The organism is Bradyrhizobium macuxiense (genome assembly GCF_001542415.1).
GTDB classification, from domain to species: Bacteria; Pseudomonadota; Alphaproteobacteria; order Rhizobiales; family Xanthobacteraceae; genus Bradyrhizobium; species Bradyrhizobium macuxiense.
This window is the reverse complement of record NZ_LNCU01000010.1, coordinates 101,156-118,403: the sequence shown is the minus strand read 5'-3', so window position 1 is coordinate 118,403 and position 17,248 is coordinate 101,156. Positions and strand designations below refer to the sequence as shown.

Annotated in this window: 14 protein-coding genes and 1 pseudogene; 7 read left to right on the top strand and 8 right to left on the bottom strand. The window is 65.1% G+C overall.

The annotated features are described in order from the left end of the window. The 5 genes and pseudogenes from AS156_RS43815 to AS156_RS01275 form a co-directional block, all read right to left on the bottom strand. Window positions 1-1,505, bottom strand: a 1,505-nt coding sequence (locus AS156_RS43815; protein WP_430641770.1) for a flavin-containing monooxygenase, incomplete at its 3' end; no start/stop codon positions are given. Window positions 1,506-1,781: 276 nt separating this feature from the next. Then, window positions 1,782-2,329, bottom strand: a pseudogene (locus AS156_RS01285) (SDR family oxidoreductase); the annotation flags it as partial. 1 nt (window position 2,330) lies between these two features. Beyond that, window positions 2,331-2,477: SDR family NAD(P)-dependent oxidoreductase (locus AS156_RS43810; RefSeq protein WP_245312512.1), on the bottom strand; the 147-nt coding region annotated here is incomplete at its 3' end. A 79-nt stretch (window positions 2,478-2,556) separates the two neighbouring features. Next, window positions 2,557-2,940 carry a response regulator gene (locus AS156_RS01280; protein ID WP_066498894.1) on the bottom strand — a complete coding sequence of 128 codons (384 nt, stop codon included), beginning with the start codon at window positions 2,938-2,940 and terminating at the stop codon, window positions 2,557-2,559. Between the two features lie 107 nt (window positions 2,941-3,047). Continuing rightward, window positions 3,048-4,259: an extensin-like domain-containing protein gene (locus tag AS156_RS01275; protein WP_066498892.1), complete on the bottom strand. Its 1,212-nt coding sequence runs from the start codon at window positions 4,257-4,259 to the stop codon at window positions 3,048-3,050. Window positions 4,260-4,797: 538 nt separating this feature from the next. Between AS156_RS01275 and AS156_RS01270 the strand changes: the two genes are divergently transcribed. The 6 genes from AS156_RS01270 to AS156_RS01245 all read left to right on the top strand — a co-directional run bounded on the left by AS156_RS01270 (window position 4,798) and on the right by AS156_RS01245 (window position 12,224). Beyond that, entirely contained in the window at window positions 4,798-5,532 is a 735-nt protein-coding gene (locus AS156_RS01270) for a DUF2147 domain-containing protein (RefSeq protein ID WP_066499297.1), read from the top strand. A 149-nt stretch (window positions 5,533-5,681) separates the two neighbouring features. After that, the gene (locus tag AS156_RS01265; RefSeq protein WP_066499294.1) at window positions 5,682-6,794 is read left to right on the top strand and encodes an AraC family transcriptional regulator; all 1,113 of its coding nucleotides are present in this window, start codon (window positions 5,682-5,684) and stop codon (window positions 6,792-6,794) included. A 91-nt stretch (window positions 6,795-6,885) separates the two neighbouring features. Next, on the top strand, window positions 6,886-7,965 hold the full coding sequence (locus AS156_RS01260) for a prolyl oligopeptidase family serine peptidase (RefSeq protein WP_066498890.1): 1,080 nt from the start codon (window positions 6,886-6,888) through the stop codon (window positions 7,963-7,965). 4 nt (window positions 7,966-7,969) lie between these two features. Further along, complete coding sequence (locus AS156_RS01255; RefSeq protein WP_066498888.1) at window positions 7,970-9,865, top strand: outer membrane protein assembly factor BamB family protein; 1,896 nt, start codon at window positions 7,970-7,972, stop codon at window positions 9,863-9,865. 61 nt (window positions 9,866-9,926) lie between these two features. Further along, window positions 9,927-10,541 carry an inner membrane-spanning protein YciB gene (locus AS156_RS01250; RefSeq protein WP_066498886.1) on the top strand — a complete coding sequence of 205 codons (615 nt, stop codon included), beginning with the start codon at window positions 9,927-9,929 and terminating at the stop codon, window positions 10,539-10,541. A 195-nt stretch (window positions 10,542-10,736) separates the two neighbouring features. Next, window positions 10,737-12,224: a FecR domain-containing protein gene (locus AS156_RS01245; protein ID WP_347336601.1), complete on the top strand. Its 1,488-nt coding sequence runs from the start codon at window positions 10,737-10,739 to the stop codon at window positions 12,222-12,224. A 316-nt stretch (window positions 12,225-12,540) separates the two neighbouring features. On the opposite strand, the gene AS156_RS01240 is transcribed toward AS156_RS01245, so the two are convergent. Both AS156_RS01240 and asd read right to left on the bottom strand, forming a co-directional pair. After that, a complete protein-coding gene (locus AS156_RS01240; protein WP_066498882.1) occupies window positions 12,541-13,374 on the bottom strand; it encodes an NUDIX hydrolase in 834 nt (277 codons plus the stop codon). Between the two features lie 160 nt (window positions 13,375-13,534). Beyond that, window positions 13,535-14,404, bottom strand: a complete 870-nt coding sequence (gene asd, locus AS156_RS01235; protein WP_066498881.1) for an archaetidylserine decarboxylase — start codon at window positions 14,402-14,404, stop codon at window positions 13,535-13,537. Between the two features lie 34 nt (window positions 14,405-14,438). On the opposite strand from asd, the gene AS156_RS01230 reads away from it, so the two are divergent. Continuing rightward, on the top strand, window positions 14,439-16,103 hold the full coding sequence (locus AS156_RS01230) for an aminotransferase class III-fold pyridoxal phosphate-dependent enzyme (RefSeq protein ID WP_066498877.1): 1,665 nt from the start codon (window positions 14,439-14,441) through the stop codon (window positions 16,101-16,103). Window positions 16,104-16,409: 306 nt separating this feature from the next. On the opposite strand, the gene AS156_RS01225 is transcribed toward AS156_RS01230, so the two are convergent. After that, complete coding sequence (locus AS156_RS01225) at window positions 16,410-17,027, bottom strand: hypothetical protein (RefSeq protein WP_066498875.1); 618 nt, start codon at window positions 17,025-17,027, stop codon at window positions 16,410-16,412. Window positions 17,028-17,248: the final 221 nt, after the last annotated feature.

Sequence of the window (17,248 nt, the reverse complement as noted above, 5' to 3'; positions counted from 1 at the left end):
ATCGCGCAGTCGGCCATGTGCCGCTCCCAGCCCGCCTGCGCCGCCTCGGTCGCTTCCATCGTGGTGAAGCCGGCATCGCGCAGTTGCGCCAGGCGATCGACCACCCAGTCGACATGCTGCTCGATCGACACCGCCATGTTGGACAGCACCGACGGGCTGCCGGGACCGGTGATCATGAAGAGGTTGGGAAAACCCGCGACGGTGAGCCCGAGATAGGTCTGCGGTCCGTGCGCCCAGACATCGGACAGCGACTTGCCGCCGCGGCCGGAGATCGGATGCACCGCCATGATGGCGCCGGTCATCGCGTCGAAGCCGGTGGCGAACACGATGACGTCGACGTCGAAGCTGCGCTTTTCGGTGCTGATGCCGCCGGCGGTGATCGCCGTGATCGGCTCCTGCCGCAGATTCACCAGCGTCACGTTCGGACGATTATAGGTCGCGTAGTAGTTGGTATCGAGGCAGGGACGCTTGGCCCCGAACGGATGGTCATGCGGGGTCAGCGCCGCGGCCGTCTCCGGATCCTTCACGACGTTGTGGATCTTCTCGCGGATCAGATCGGCGACCAGCCTGTTGCCGTCGACATCGACGCCCTGGTCGGCCCAGAGCTGGGTGAGGATATGGACGAGGTCGCCGGCCGCCCATGCCTTCTCGAAACGCTCGCGACGTTCGGCATCGCTCAACTGCCAGCTCACCACCGTCTGCTGCGGATAGGGCACGCCCGCCATCGACAGGCGCGCCTGCTCGCGATAGGCGGCGCGGTCGGTCTCGAAGTAGCTCTTGCGATCCTCTGGTGACGGACCATTGCCCGCGGGCAACGCGAAGTTCGGCGTGCGCTGGAACACGGTGAGCTGCGCGGCCTGCTCCGCAATCAGCGGGATCGACTGGATGCCCGACGATCCGGTGCCGATCACGGCGACGCGCTTGCCCTTGAGATCGACGCCATGGTGCGGCCAGCGCCCGGTGAAATGGATCTCGCCCTTGAAGTCCTTGACGCCGTCGATCTCCGGCGGCTTCGGCGACGACAGGCAGCCGGTCGCCATGATGTAATAGCGGCACGACACCGGCGCGCCGTTGTCGGTTGAAAGCTGCCAGCGCTCGCTCGCATCGTCCCAGGTCGCTTTCGTGACCCTGGTGCCGAAGCGGATGTCACGGCGCAAATCGTAGCGATCGGCGACGAAGCCGAGATAGCGCAGGATTTCCGGCTGCGTCGCGTATTTCTCCGACCAGGTCCACGCCGTGTCGAGCTCGGGATCGAAGGTGTAGCTGTAATCGATGGTCTGGATGTCGCAACGAGCACCGGGGTAGCGGTTCCAGTACCAGGTGCCGCCGACGTCGCCGCCCTCTTCGAGCGCGACCGCCGAGAAGCCCGCCTTGCGCAAGCGATGCAACAGATAAAGTCCGGCGAACCCGGCGCCGACGACCGCGACGTCGACCTGCTGCGATGTTGCGCTGCTGCTCGATTGCGACGCATGCGCCGCGACTTTTGCATCGGCTGCATCTGGCATGCCATTCCTCCCGTGATGTTTTGCGGAAGGCTAGCCCTGCCCTTTCAGTTTGTCATCATGACAAATGCAATCGCAGGTCATCACATCTGTGGCGCGTCCGGTTTGGAACGCGCCATGCAGCGTGTAGACGCAAGTGGTACGACGACCCTCATGGTGAGGAGCGCGGAACGCGCGTCTCGAACCATGAGGCCCCTCCTGTGGCCTACATCCTTCGAGACGCTTGCTTCGCAAGCTCCTCAGGATGAGGAGCTGAAGACCGGGATCAAGACGAATGCATCAGACCGACCGCATCAATCCGCCATCGACGCGGATGTTCTGGCCGGTGATGTAGCCCGCGCCGTCGGATGCGAGAAACGAGATCGTCGCTGCGATCTCTTCGGCCTTGCCGTAACGCTTCATTGGCACGCTCTCACGGCGCTCCTCGGTCTGCGGCAGGCTGTCGATCCAGCCCGGCAGCACGTTGTTCATGCGGACGTTGCTGGCCGCGTAGCTGTCCGTGAACAGTTTTGTGAAAGCCGCGAGCCCGGCGCGGAACACCGCCGAGGTCGGAAACATCGCGCTCGGCTCGAACGCCCAGGCGGTGGAGACGTTGACGATCGCACCTGATTTCTGCGCCTGCATGATCGGCGCGACCAGGCGCGTCGGGCGGATCACGTTCATCAGATAGACGTCGAGGCCGGTGTGCCACTGCTCGTCGGTCAATTCCAGTACCGGCGCGCGCGGGCCGTGGCCGGCGCTGTTGACGAGCGCATCGATGCGGCCCCAGCGCGCCATCACGCCATCGACTGCGCGCTTCAGATCGTCGTTGGAGCGGTTCGAGCCGGNCCCGCCGAGCTCGTTCGCCAACGCCTCGCCCTTGCCCGACGACGACAGGATCGCAACGCGGAAACCATCGGCCGCCAACCGTCGCGCGGCCGCCGCTCCCATGCCGCTGCCGCCCGCGGTGACGAACGCAACCTTGTCTGCTGCCATGATGGATCCCCGTGGCCTGCGTTGAGTGTGCGGCAGAATTCGTTCGTGCCGGTGAAGGTGGCGTCGCCGGCGCAGCGTCTCACGACTTGCGCGCAGTCTCGAGCAGCTTCGCGATTGCCTCGACGAGCTGATCCGGCGAGAACGGCTTTTGCAGCAGCACGCTGTCCGACACGCCCTTGGTCGGCCACTCGTCACCCGAGCCGCCGGTGATGTAGAGCACCGGGAATGACGGGTCGATCTCGCGGGCGCCGCGCGCGACGCGCCAGCCGTCGAGCCGCCCGAGCAGGCGGATGTCGGTGACGAGTGCGCTGTATTTGGTCCGGAAGGCCTTCAGCAGCGTCAGCGCCTCCTCGCCGGAGCCTGCGATCGCCGGCTCATAGCCGCCATCCTTGAGGGCATCCTCGACCAGCATCTGGAGGTCGCGGTCGTCTTCAATGACCAGAATAATCGGCTCGTCAGGCAAAGCATCCCCCAGAGAATCAGCCGGACCCACCCGGCTGCGCGAGCATACGCAGCAAAAAATGGCTTCCGTTTGCACGGTAGCAGGCAAAAAGATGGGCGCGGGAGGCGCTACTCGTCGGCGAGGTCGTCTTCTTCGTTGCTCCCGGATTTGCCCCGGGAGGTGGCCGGCTTCCGACCGCCCAACGATCCTGTGACATAAGGATCGCGCGCCGCATAGGGGCTACGGCCACCGGCGCGTGCGGCGACCTCCTCGCCCGACCGGGCGGCCGGCTCACAGATCATGCGCCGGCTGGCGCGGCGCATCAAGTCCACATGGATGTGGTCGTAGTGGTAGACGTTTGAGCCCGGCGCCAGCACGGTGGTGAACTGCTGGCAGGCGGCGGCCTGGACGTCGCGCAGGAAGCCCTGCTCCTCCGGCAGCCCCTTCCAGCCATCCTTCACCGAAATGCGGCGGCCGTCGGAAAGCGTGAACGCCGCAATATCGAGTGCATTGCCAAAGGCATGTTCGGAAATATGCGCGTGCGGATTGCCGTTCATGCCGCGGCAGGAATAGGCGGAGATCTGCTTGATCTCGACGACGCGCGCGCCGAACCAGCGCTGCGCTGCGGGCTGCACGGAATCGGCGAGCCAGCGCTCGAGCACAGAGACGATCGGGCACGCCAGTGTTGCGGCAGGCTTGACCGCGACCGGGCCAACCGCCGCCACCGGATTGCCGTTCGACGGACCGAGCCGCGGCGCCGCTCCCGCGTCGGGCCCGCGCGAATAGGGCGCCGGTGAATAGGGTGCGGCCGCGCTGTCGCGCCGCGGATTGCTCGGCAGGCCCGGGTAATAGGATTTGTCGGCCCCTGCTTCCGGCGTCCCCTCGGACGGCAGATTGATCTCACCCTGCTGCGGCGCAACGCCGGGCGCGGTCAGCGAGATCGGTCCGTTCGACTGCGCGCCATAGTTCGGCTGACCGACGGGCTGGTTGGAGTAAGGCGCCTGCGTCGGCGCTGGCGGCGGCTGGTTGATCGGCCAGCGCGGCTGGTTGCCGATCGGCGCCGGCGGACGCAAATCGTCGACATATCCGTAAGCCGAGCTGGCCTCGCCGAGCGCGGCGACCTTGAGCGGGAATTCGGCGCCGCAGACGCCGGGACCGGAGATCGGATCGATGCGAACGAGATCGGGGCCTTCCTTGACCGCGCCTGACTTCAGGCACGCAGCTTCTGCCTCGGCCCGCCATGGCTCGCGCTCGGCAGTCTGAAACAGACCGCGCCCGCAACCAGCCAGCGAAACGAGGACAAGGGAGCCGACGAGATACAAACGAACTCCACGCGTCATGCGCGCAGGTTCGACGAATTTACTTAAAGACTCTTCAACGTGTTGATTTCAGATCTCTTTAACCATGCGCTGGAACTTCGCGGCCGGAACATGCGGGATGGACAGCAGCGCTGACTTTCTGGCCACGGAACGGAATGCCGGCTTCGGCGTTAACGGGGGTTCTGAACCGAGGGAGCTTCCCAATGGATTCCGCGAGCCCTCTGCTGAGCACGCTGAGCATGATCGCCGCGTACATTGCCTTGGCCTTTGTCTGCGCCATCGTCCTCGGCGTTTTCTAATCTCCCGACACGACCAGAGTTTTTGCGCCCGGCGGCCCTCACCGTCGGGCGCTTCGCGTGAATGATCACGACAGCGCAATCATCTCAAAAATTCGAGCAGCTCGAAGCGGCGCCGTGACGTTAGTCACCGCCGCAGCCGTTCGGCAAGGCGCGGTCCTCAGTGACTCATATCACGGAGGACCTGAGCGATGGCGCGTAGCGTCCAGACCGATCCGACGCCGACAGGCGCACCCGACGCCGAGATGCCCAGGGAGACTCCGATGAAGAAGCTCGTTGCAATCGCCGCGCTGCTGATGGCCGGCACAGCCGCCCATGCCGGCTCGGGCATCACCTTCCAGATCGACGGCCAGCGCATCCATGTCGAGGCGCCGCGCAACTGCAACGCGCTGTCCTGCATCCGCATCTCGGCGCCGAGCTACAACGGCACGATCGGCAACATCGATCTGAAGGATCTCGGCTCGAAGTCCGACGATTACGACGATGTCGCCTCAAGCGCGCCGCCGCCTCCCGCTCCTCCTTCTGCGCCGGCGCCGGTGCAGGCCGCTGTACCGCAGCCCGCAGCGCCTGTTGCCGCATCGGTCGCTCCGGCGCCTCCGCCCGCTCCGCCGGTGGCGGTCGCGACCGCGGCTCCCGCGCCGGTCGATGCCGCACCTGCTGCACCGGCGCTGGCTCCCGCGCCGCAGCCGGTCGCTGCGGCACCTGCTCCCGAACCAACCACGCCGATCGGCGTCTGGGCCACCGAGGAGAACAAGGGCAACGTCCGCGTCGAAGCGTGCGGCGCCAATCTCTGCGGCTTCTCGGAGAAGACCGGCGAGCGGATCCTGATCAACATGAAGCCCGACGGCAGCAAGTGGAGCGGCCGCATCCACGATCCCAACTCCGGCCGCAACTACGACTCGACCATCGCGATGAAGGGCCCGAACGCGATGCGCGTGCAGGGCTGCGCATTCGGCGGCATGTTCTGCGGCGGCCAGACCTGGAAGCGGGTCAGCTAGGCCGCCAATCTTCTGCCGGCACCCGCTTCCAGCCATCAACTGACGTATCGGTGATGGATTCCTGGTCCGACTGTCGCTTCATGCGGATCGTCTGACGCGGTATAACGACCGCAGTGTCGAGGTTGATCGAACCTGCGGAGCGGCTTGCGATGGCGTTGACGGCTCTTGATCTCGGTCTGCGTGGCGCGGTGGTTGGGCTGTTCCTGGTGGTTTGCGCGGTGCTGCTGCTGCGCTACACGACAGTGCACCGCGCCGCAGGCCTGGGCGCGGCCATGGGCGTGACCGGTGCCGCCTATGCAATCTCGACCGCGCCGTTCTTTCCGACATGGTCGTTCGGATGGGCGTCCCCGCTCGTCGCGCTCGGCATGATCTCTCCCGTCATCTTCTGGCTCTGGGCGCGCACCCTGTTCGATGAACATTTCACTCCGCGCCCATGGCATGCGGCCATCTGCGCGCTCGTCGCCGGCCTCGGCGTCGTGTCCTACAATGGCTGGACCAACTGGCCCGCCCTCGCAATGGAATGCGGCCGCCTGCTGGCACTGTCGTCGATCGGCTTCGCGCTGCTCGCGATCGCGCAACTCCCGAAAGGATGGCGCAAGGCCGTGACGACCGGACGCGGCCGACTGTTGGTTGCCCTCGTCATCGGCATCAGCACCCAGATCTTTCTCAGCGCCGGCGCGGGGCTTGCCGGAATTCCGACGCGGTCGACGAGCCTGACCGTCGCGCTCGGTCTTGCCGCCTTCGCGCTGATTTCGATCTGGATGATGCTGTTCGATCCCCCAGAGAGCCAGCCAGCCATCGCCGGCGCGGGTGCAGGAAGCGGCGGTGCCGCCCGAACCTCAGACGCGTTCATACGCACCGGCCCGACCGCGGCGGACCGGGCTTCGCTGTACCGCCTGCAACACCTGATGACGACCGAGCGGGCCTATCGGCAGGAAGGCCTCACCATCGGCCTTTTGGCAGCGCGGCTCGGGATGCCGGAATACCGGTTGCGCACGCTGATCAATGACGGGCTCGGTCACCGCAACTTCAACGCCTTCCTCAACCGCTACCGCCTCGACGAAGCCAAGGCGGCGCTCGCCGATCTCGACCAGGCCGAGGTGCCGGTGCTGACGATCGCGCTCGACGCCGGGTTCCAGTCGCTCGCGCCGTTCAACCGTGCGTTCAAGGCCGACACCGGATTGACCCCGACGGAATTCCGCCGGCGGGCAGCGGCCGGGCAGGATCTCGACGGCGAGCCAGAAATCGCCGATTCAAACTGACAATTCGCTCCTCGATTTCGAAATTCGATAGGCCTTCACACGCGCGATCGGCGTAATTGTGCCCTGACGCTTCCGCTTCAGGGCTTCGCAGGTGAACAAGCTAGCCGTATCGGCCGCGATGGCATTGGGCCTGCTGGCTCGACCCGCCATCGCAGTTGCAGCCGGGTCTCCGGTCAAATGGGAATGCCCCGACGGCTATCAGGTCCATGAAGGCTTGAATGTCGATTTCCCGCACAAGGGCATGAAGCGTTCCTTCTGGGTCTATCCTCCGGCCAACGGTGCGAGCCCGGCGCCGGTCTGGGTGCCGCTGACAGGCACGGTCGAATCCACCAATGCCAACCTCACCTCGTCCCGCAGCGGCGCCAATGCGCTGATGGCGCAACAGGGCTTCATGGTGATCGGGCCGGTGCGGCAATGCGCGGAAGGCGATCCGGCCTATACGGGCGCGGGCTGCAACGGTCTCGGCAGCGACGGCTGGATCTGGCGGCCATGGAATGAGGGCCGCGCCGCGAACCCAAGCGGCGAGCAATGGAAACAGGACGCGGGACCGGACGCCAGCTTCTTCCAGGCGGCCATCAAATGCGTCGGGACCAAATGGCCGCTCGATCCGGACCGTCTTTATATCGGCGGCATTTCGTCCGGCGGCACCATGACGAACCGGGCGTTGCTGTTCGATTCCGATTTCTGGGCCGGCGGCATGGCGATCTCGGGCGAATGGTATGTGACGCGCGACGACGGCACCGTACTGGCATTCAACGATGCGCGCAGCTTCGTCGCCGCCGATCCCACGAGAATCGTACAGGGCCGGGTCGGCCCCTATCCGCTGCCGGCGCGGCTCGGACCGATGATCGTGATCACGGTCTGGGGCGGTGACAAGGATATGTGGGATTGCGGACCGCCGATCGGCCTGTGCGCGGACTATCGGCCGGCGACGCAGGCGAGCTCCAACTTCTTTGCCGCCCAGCCAGACGTGGTCCACATCGCGTGCAGTTCGAGCCACGGCCATATGTGGCCGCAGATCAACACCCAGGCCTTCAACACCTGGGCCCTGAAGACTTTGGCGTCACGTCCAAAGCACACCAGCGCCAAGGACGTCGTTCTCACGCCGCCGCCGGACGGCTATCAATGCCACATCGGCCGGTTCACCGATCATTATCCGCAGCCGGGTTGATCGCATGGGCATCGGGCGCACGAGCAAATGGTCGCAATTTCTTTTCGCCCTCGTCACCTCGGTGGCACTGCCTCACGCTGCGGCAGCAGCCGATGATGCCTCGCCCGGCAAGAGGCTTTATGAAGCGCGCTGCGCCGGCTGCCACGATCGCGCCAGCGACCGCACCCCATCGCGCGAAATCCTGTCGCGCAATCCGCCCGCCTTCATCTTCAACGCGATGCGTGGCGTGATGGCACCCATGGCGGCCGGACTGTCCGAAGACGAGAAGAAGGTGATCGCGCTCTACGTCAGCGCCGCCGCGCCTGTACCCGGCGATCCGAATCCGAATGCGATCTGGGGTCCGTCGTCGGCGCAGATGCCGCTCGACGGCCCGAAATGCGAAGGCGCGCCGCCGCCGATCGACCTCGCCGCCAAGCAGTGGAACGGCTGGAGTCTCCAGCCCGACAACGCCCGCTATCAACCCGCCCCCGGCTTCACTGCGGCTGACGTGCCGCGGCTCAAGGTCAAATGGGCCTTCCACTATCCCGGCTCGAAGAACGGCCAGGCCACCATCATCGGCAACCGGCTCTACGTGACCAGCATGTCGGGCGCGGTCTACGCGCTCGATGCACGCTCCGGCTGCGTCTACTGGCGCTTCGATTCACTGGCGGCGACGCGATCCAGCGTCTCGATCGGCCCGATCGCGAACAGGCCGGGTCATCGCTACGCCCTCTACTTCTCGGACTGGACCAAGAGCGCGGTCGCGATCGACGCGGAAACCGGCGAGCCGATCTGGCGCACCAAGGTCGACGACAGCTCCGGGCTGCAGATGACCGGTTCGCCGACACTCTATAACGGCGTGCTGCTGGTGCCGATCTCGAGCGGCAACGAGGCCTTCGCCCACAACGACGACTACGTCTGCTGCAAATTCATCGGCTCGCTGGTCGCGCTCGACGCCAACACCGGTGAGATCCTCTGGAAGACATATACGACCGACAAGAAGCCGGAGCCCTATCGGCTGAACGCCAAGGGCAAGCAGCTGTGGGGACCGTCCGGCGGCTCGATCTGGAGCGCACCGACGATCGATCCGGCGCGCGGCCTGATCTATGTCGCGACCTCCAACTCGCACACCGACGCCTTCCACGACGGCGCCGATTCCGTGATCGCGATGGACTTCAAGACCGGCGCTGTCAGATGGAAGAACCAGCTCCTGAAGGACGACAATTACATCATCGGCTGTCCGGCCGCCGCCAACTGCCCGCACCCGGTCGGGCCGGATTTCGCGCTCGGCGACTCCGTGATCCTGCATACGCTGAAGGACGGCAAGCAGATCCTGATCGCGGGCCAGAAGTCCGGCGACGTCTACGCGCTCGATCCCGATGCCGACGGCAAGATCGTCTGGCAGCATCGCCTGAGCAGCGGCAGTGCGCTCGGCGGCGTCGAGTTCGGCTCGGCGGCGGATACGGACAACGTCTATGTCGGCATTTCCGACGTGGTGAATTTCCGCGATCCCAAACCGGGATTGACTGCGATCCGCATCGCCGACGGCACCATCCAGTGGAATACGCCGGCGCCGAAAACGCTATGCCGCTGGACTAACGTGTTCTGCTCCGGCGCGATCTCGATGGCTGTCACCGCGATCCCCGGCGCGGTGTTCGCGGCCTCGATGGACGGCCATTTCCGCGCCTATGCGGCAGCAAGCGGCGAAGTCGTCTGGGACTTCAACACGGCCGCCGATCCGATCACCGACGTGCTCGGCAAGCCGGCCTATGGCGGCGTGATGGATGGCGCCGGACCGACCATCGTGAACGGCATGGTCTATGTTCACTCCGGCTATGCCGGACGCTCGACCGCGAACGTCTACGATCTCAAGGGCCGGGAAGGAAATTTGCTGATCGCATTTTCCGTCGACGGCAAATGATCCATGCATCCCACGCGCGACACATTAGTCGCGCGACCAGAAAAGCGGAGCTCAAGGTTCGATGAAGAATTTCCTCCATGCAGCTCAGCTGCTGCTGCTCGACCTGGCGTCGACCGTGGTCTTTCTCGTCATCTTTCTGCTGACACACAACACTGCCGTCTCGGTCGGGCTCGGGATCGCGTTCGGTGTCGCGCAGATCGGCATCCAGTTCGTGCGCCGCAAGCGGATCGACATCATGGAGTGGCTGAGCCTGTTCCTCGTCGTCGCCGCGGGCACCGCGACGCTGCTCACCCACGACCCGCGCTTCGTGCTGTTCAAGCCGAGCGTGATCTACGCGATCGTTGGCGTCGTGATGCTGAAGCCGGGTTGGCTGAACCGTTATCTGCCCGAGATCGCCAAGTCGGTGGTGCCCGACGTTGCCGTGGTGGTCGGCTATGTGTGGGCAGGTCTGATGTTCGTCTCCGCCGCCGTCAACGCGTTCGTTGCGCTCACCTGCGGCGTCGCGACCTGGGCCATGGTGATGCCGACATATGGCATCGCCAGCAAGGTGGTGGTGTTCCTCGGCGGATATGCCGCGCTCCGTATCATCGGCAGGCGCCGCATCATCGCCATGCCGGCTGCCGAGCGCGACGCCGTTCTGACCCTCGAGGGAGGGACGGCGACGGCGTCACCGTGACCTGCGTGTGATCCGCTCTTGATTGAACGGATCCCGGACACGGCATCTGACCGGCGCGGCTTGCCACGACATCAAGGCAATGCCATTCATTCGGCATTCAGCCTGATCCGGCTCAATTGCCGATCCGTCCAAGTACTCCGTCCAAGTGCTCCGTCTAAGTGCTCCGTCTAAGTTGCTTCCCGGGAATTGATGGTGATGCGGCGCAGATTGCCTTTCGCGCTTCTGCTTGGCGCCGGCCTGATGATGGGCGGGCATACGCACGCCGTCGCCGCGCCGGAACTGGTGCAGCTCGCACAAGCGCAACCCGCACTGGCACCCGCCCCTGCCGCCACTCCCGGCGCCGCACCGGCAACGCCGGCGCCGGCGACGACGCCACAGGCCGCCGCGCCCGAGCCGATCGGCAACGTTGCAACATTGACCGGCACCGCCACCGTCACACGCAACAACACTACGACGCCGCTGCAGATCCGCGACGACATCTTCCCCACTGACGAGGTCGCGACCGCACCGACGTCGTCGCTCGGCATCACCTTCAACGATGGCACCACTTTCAACCTGCGGGCCAACGCCAAGATCGTGATCGACAACTACGTCTATGAAGACGGCGGCCAGCAGAACAGCGCGCTGTTCAATGTCGCCAAGGGCACGGCGGCTTTCGTCGCCGCAGCCGTGGCCAAGACCGGCAACATGAATATCTCGACGCCGACGGCGACGCTCGGCATTCGCGGCACCACGGGCCTCGTGGAAGTGCCCGAAGGCGCGAACGCAACCAGCAGCAATGTCGGCATCAAGCTCTATCCCGACGCCGACGGGCATGTCGGACGGATCGAGGTCAGCGACCGCAGCGGCGCCTCGCTCGGCGTGCTGACGCGCGGTGCGAGCGGCTTTGCTATCCGTCCCGGCACCGGCGGCGCGCGCTTCGCCGCGGTGCCGCTGACGATCTCGCCGCAACAGATGGTGCGCGATCAGGGCTTTGTGCGCCAGGTACACAGCGCGCAGACGATCGGACGCCAGGTCGTGACCGAGCAGCGCGACTTCCGCCGCGCCAATCCGAACTTCCGTCGCAACAATCCGACCGCACCCTATCCGAACCGCGGCCAGCCGGTGCAACCGTCTCAGCAGCGGCAGAACGGATTGCCGGGCCAGAACCGCAATGCCCCGCAGCAGCCGGGTCAGCAGAACCGTCCGGGTCAACCCGGTCAACCGAACCGTCCCGGCCAGCCGCAGCAACCGGGCGTGCCCGGCCGCCAGGGCTCGCAACAGCAGCCAGGCACGCAACAGCAGCAGGGCGCCGCGCAGCACAGCCTGCCCGGCCAACCCGGCGGCGCCGCGCTGCCACGCGCACCGGGCGTGCAGACCCCGGCCGGACAACGGCCTTCCCGCCAGGGCGGCGTGCAACAGCCCGGTGGACAGCAATCGCCTGCACGTCAGGGCGGTCTGCAACCGGGCCGCACGCAGCCGCCGGGCGGCGTGCGCGAGCCGGGTCAGCCGGGCACTCCGCGACAGGGTGCGGCACAGCCAACGCCGGGCCAGATGCGACCATCGGGCATCCAGCAGGCCGCACCGGGCGGCCGTCCACCCGGCATGCAACGCCCGGCGCAGCTTCGTCCCGGCTTCCAGCAGCGGCCGCCGCCGGCGCCGCGGGCCGTAAGGCCACCGCCGAAGCCGAAGCGTCACAACTGAGAGCCTGTAAATCTATTTGCCCCGTCATTGCGAGGAGCTCACGACAAAATTGCAGAGCAATTTTGCGCTGAAGCGACGAAGCAATCCATGCTTCCACGTATGCTGCACTATGGATTGCTTCGCTTCGCTCGCAATGACGAGGGATAGACCGTCACCCTGAGGTGGGATGAGATTGGGTCGAATAGCGGCCGCAACGACGCCGCGCTCTCTCTTTCCGTTCTTGCGGGGTCGAGACGAGCGCGGGGCGAGGTGAAGCTGAGCCACTGCTCGCTTCGGAGTTGAAGGCATCTTCTCTAGTCGGAATTCGCCGCGCGCATCACGCAGCGCGGTGCAGCCAGTCACGCACGCGCTGGATCAGGTTCTTGCGCAAGCCGGGCTGAGGTGGCGTCGCGACCGGCGCGATCTCGGACGCCAATGACGGCGGCTCGACGGGCACCGCAGGCTCGTCGACTTCAGGCGCGGTCTCGATCGCCTCGCGCGCATCGATCCCGTCGTCTTGCGACATTGCAGCCGGCACGTCCGGTTCGGTCTCCATCGCCACCGGCGCCTCCGCGACCACGGGGGTCTCTCCGACCACCGGGGCCTCTGCAATTTCCGGAGTATCCGCCACCACCGGGATGTCGACGACCGGCGCCTCCTCGACGACCAGCTCCTCGACGGCCGGCAGCACCGCTTCACGGCTACGACGCCGCTCCGCAGCCGCAGCCCGCAGCCGCGCGCGTCGCTCGCGCTCGGCCAGTGCTGCAGCCTGCAGCGCGATCGGGCCGACATTTTCCAGGAACGCGCGCTCATAGCCGCGCGACAGGCGCGCGAGCGCGTCGTCGAGCGGCAGCCAGTCGACCTCTTTGACGTCGCTCATCAACTCCCGCACCGGCTTGTCGCCGGCTTCCATGCGCCAGTAATGCACGACCTTGGAGCGACCGCCGGAATCATAGACCAGCGTGCCGAGGAATTCGCGCACGTCGACGGCGTGGCCGGTTTCTTCCAGCACCTCGCGCTCGGCGGCAGCGCGCGCCGTCTCGCCGTCGTCGAGCTTGCCCTTCGGCAGCACCCATTCATTGCGCTTGCGCAGACGCACGACGGCAAAGCGCGGCGGCGTGTCCCGCCGCAGCACAATGCCTCCCGCCGCCAGAACAGGCGTCCGCGCCATCTCGTGTCCTATGGGCTTGCGATTTGGAGTCGTCGCGTGACGATCACAGCCATATTAGAGCATGATCCGGGAAAAGTGAAAACCGGTTTTCCCTCGCGACATCTGCGACGCGTTTGTGCCGAGATCATGCTCAAACAAAGACACCCGAAGCAAATCGAAATCACATCACAGGCTTGCGCAGCAACGGCTCGCCGCATTTGATCCGTGTTCCCTCCGCGACATTGTCGCAGAACTCGAAATTGTCTGATGCAAGCACGATGATGGTCGAGCCATGCTCGAACCAGCCGAGCTCATCGCCCTTTTTCACATGCGCTTCACACGGGAAATCGACAGGACCTCGCGACTGCGCATTCAGCGTGACGTCGAGAAAATGCAGACGGATGCTCGCCACCAGGATGGCGGCGACAGGAACCAGCGTCAGCGCCTCGCCGCTTGCGAGCCTGGTGCGCAGCACGGCGCGCTCGTTCTTGCAGAACAACCGCTCGACCCGCTTCAGCGCGATCGGATTGACGTTCCAGACGTCGCCGTGAATGAACGTGACCTTGTCGATCGTGAGGTCCGCCGGCGCATGGAAGCGGTGGTACATGCTTGAGGTCAGCCGCAGCGTGACGAAGCGGCCGTTCCTGTGCTGCTCGACGAGCGCGGGATCGCCGATCAGATCGAGCAGCGAATAGGGCGCGCCCTTGATCTGGAACAATTCGGTGTCCGCGATCCGGCCATGCGCGCCGATGATCGCATCCGACGGGCTCGCGATGATGGCGGGATCGGCCACGGCCGGGCGCAGGCCAGGCTTGAGCTCGCGGGTGAAGCAGTCGTGCAGGCTCCTGAATTCGGTCTTTTTCGCCTCCGACAGATCGAGGTCGGAGAACAGTTTCCAGCAGGCGATCGAGGCGTCGCGCACCAGCGGGTTCTCGATCTTGGAGAACCAACCCATGAAGCGGGTCAGCGCGGCCCGCGGAATCCGGTTGGTTAGCAGGAAATTGAGGTCCTCCTGCTGGGTGAATGCCGAGATCAGGCCCTTGACTGTCATGAATTTGTTAGGTGCTGAGGCTAGCGCTTCTGTCATGGAAACATCCCTTCCGATTCTCTCGCTGTCCGCCGCCGCGCTCGCCGGCGCCGCCGCAGCTTTCCCCAAAATTCAGGCCCGCATCGCGCTGTCGCGCGCCAAGCACCGCTCGCTGACCGGACATTCCAAGATGTCCAAGATGGTGGCGCGCCTGGTCCCGCACTACGAATTCGACATCAACGAATTCTTCCATTCCGACGACGCGCCGTCCGAGATCGCGACGCAGCGCCAGGACGGCTTCTTCCGCCTCGCCGGCCTCTACCAGGACCGCTACCCCAAGGGGCGCGCGCTCACCGCCGAGGTGTCGGACCGCATCTCCGACCTGCAGTTCACGGAGACCTACCGCGTGCCGTTCCAGTACAGCCGGCTGGTGCGCGAGCATCTCAACACCTCGGCCTTTATGCAGGCGTCCAGCGGCGTCACCGTCACCGACCTCGACGGCAATGTGTTCTACGACCTGACCGGCTCCTACGGCGTCAACATCTTCGGCAACGACTTCTACAAGGAGTGCATCGTTGAGGGCGAGAAGCGCGCGCATGCGCTGGGTCCCGTGCTCGGGCCTTACCACCCGATCATTGCCGACAATGTGAAGCGTCTCTGCGACATCTCCGGCCTCGACGAGGTCTCGTTCCACATGTCCGGCACCGAAGCCGTCATGCAGGCGGTGCGGCTGGCGCGCTACCACACCAAGCGCACGCATCTCGTTCGCTTCGCAGGCAGCTATCACGGCTGGTGGGGCGAGGTGCAGCCGGGCGTCGGCAATCCGGTGTCGCCGCACGAGACCTACACGCTCGCCGAGATGTCGGAGAAGACGCTGCACGTGCTGCGCACCCGCAAGGACATCGCCTGCGTGCTGGTCAATCCGCTGCAGGCGCTGCATCCGAACTCCAACGCGCCCGGCGATTCCGCGCTGGTCGACTCGTCGCGCTCCAGCAAATACGACCGCGCTGCCTACACCGAATGGCTGAAAAAGCTGCGCGAGGTCTGCACCAAGCGCGGCATTGTCCTGATCTTCGACGAGGTGTTCGTCGGCTTCCGTCTCGCCGCCGGCGGCGCCCAGGAATATTTCGGCGTCAAGGCCGACATGGTGACCTACGGCAAGAGCCTTGCCGGCGGCCTGCCAGTCGGCGTTGTGTGCGGCCGCAAGGATCTGATGCGGCGCTTCCGCGACGACCACCCGGCCGACATCTGCTTTGCCCGCGGCACCTTCAACTCGCATCCCTATGTCATGACGGCGATGGACGAGTTCCTGAGCCGGCTCGCCAGCCCGAACTTCCGCTCGATCTACAACGGGCTCGAGGAGACCTGGAACGGCCGCGCCAGGGCGCTGAACGATCGGCTTGCCGCGCAGGGCCTGCCGGTTCGCGTCGGCAACGTCTCGTCGATCTGGACCGTCTCCTACACCGAGCCGTCCCGCTATAACTGGATGCTGCAATACTATCTGCGCGCCGAGGGACTGGCGTTGAGCTGGGTCGGCACCGGCCGGCTGATCTTCAGCCTGAACTACACCGACGCCGATTTCACCGAGGTCGCTGACCGCTTCGTCGCCGCAGCCGACAAGATGAAGCGCGACGGCTGGTGGTGGCACAAGACCGGCCTCACCAACAAGAACATCAAGCGGCAGATCCTGAAAGAGATGGCTGCCGCGAAGTTCGGGCGCTGAGGCAACGCGCTGCTCTCGCACTCCCTCGCCCCGCTCTTCGCGGGATCGAGACGAGCGCAGCTCGCTCTTAGAGGGTTGGGGTGAGGGGCTTTTTCCGCGCAAATCGTAGCAAACGGACGCGCGGAGAGCCCCCCTCACCCGGATCGCATCTGCGATGCGATCCGACCTCTCCCCGCACGCGGGGCGAGGTGAAGTGAGCATGCGGACAACGTGGTTCAACGCAAAGCCGTTTTGTTGTGGCTCTAAGACGTAGATGCCCGGGACAAGCCCGGGCATAACGCAGTTTGAAGACGCAGAGATCAACGATCAGGCGTGCTTGACGTGCTTCTCGAGGCCCGGATCGATCAGCTCGCCCTTCAGCAGGAACAGCGGCGCCTTGTGATAGAGCTTCAGGTCGTTGAAGGGATCGGTGATGATCTTGGTCATCCAGACCAGGCCGGTCTCAATGTCGCGGATGAAGAACAGGTGGATGGTGCGGAACAGCAGGCCGCCGATGCCGACCACGAGCCAGATTTTGGCCACCTGACGGGCGAAATCGGTCATCGTCACCCAGGGCTTGAACAGGCCGAACAGGGTCGGATCGAAATACAGCACCATCGGCGAGGCCGCCCAGATCGCCATCAGCACGACCTTGCGCTGCAGGTTGTAGCCGACCTTGATATCTTCCTTGTGCTCGTGGGTCGCCTGGTTGACGTGGTCGTAGCCCTTCGGCTCGAAGAAGAAGTGACCGGCCTGGCGGGAGGTCATCGAGACCAGCCAGCCGACCAGCGCCGACACGACGGGATCGAAGAACAGCATCACATAGGCGAACAGGAAGCTCAGCGCGCTGACGAAGTGCAGGCTCTGGTTGATCCGGCTGTGATGATAGTAGCGATGGTCATCCCAGCGCTGGGTACGCAGCTCTTGCAGGAAATTCTTGATCATTGGTTCCCCCAACATCTTTCGGGACATGGTTTACAGGGATTCGATGTAGCGTGTGTGACATCATCATAATGACATATGACAATGCGGAGCGACGCCTTGACGCAACCGGTGCGGGTTTATTTCGAGGCGCCTGCGTCGGCCAAGCACCTCCGGAGGTCAGGATGACAATCTCACCAGCGGACGCGGCGCTGTGCGCCGCCTCACACGATGACCGGCTGAAG